The sequence below is a fragment of the Neobacillus mesonae genome (assembly GCF_023715155.1).
GTDB lineage: Bacteria > Bacillota > Bacilli > Bacillales > Cytobacillaceae > Neobacillus > Neobacillus mesonae_A.
The window spans coordinates 1-329 of sequence record NZ_JAMBNQ010000128.1; the positions used below are offsets into that span (position 1 = coordinate 1).

The window sequence follows — 329 nt, forward strand, 5'->3', positions numbered from 1 at the left end:
CTTTTAGCTAAAGCTAAGTAAGATCCCTGAAAGATGATCAGGTTGATAGGTCAGAGATGGAAGCATGGTGACATGTGGAGTTGACTGATACTAATCGATCGAGGACTTAACCAAAACGAAAAGCGAACTCGTTCTTAACATACTTCTTCTCTATTATCTAGTTTTGAGAGAATGAAAAAATCAAAATTTCTCTTGAAAAAAACAAAAAAGACATTATAATAAAATAGTGTCGATTAAATAGTCTGGCGGTGATGGCGAGAAGGTCACACCCGTTCCCATACCGAACACGGAAGTTAAGCTTCTCAGCGCCGATGGTAGTTGGGGCCTTG

Annotated in this window: 2 rRNA genes; both read left to right on the top strand. The window is 39.5% G+C overall.

Features of this window, described 5'->3' with window-relative positions:
• Positions 1 to 114: ribosomal RNA gene (locus M3183_RS26825) — 23S ribosomal RNA — on the top strand; the annotation flags it as partial.
• Positions 115 to 241: 127 nt separating this feature from the next.
• A 5S ribosomal RNA gene (gene rrf / locus M3183_RS26830) occupies positions 242 to 329 on the top strand; the annotation flags it as partial.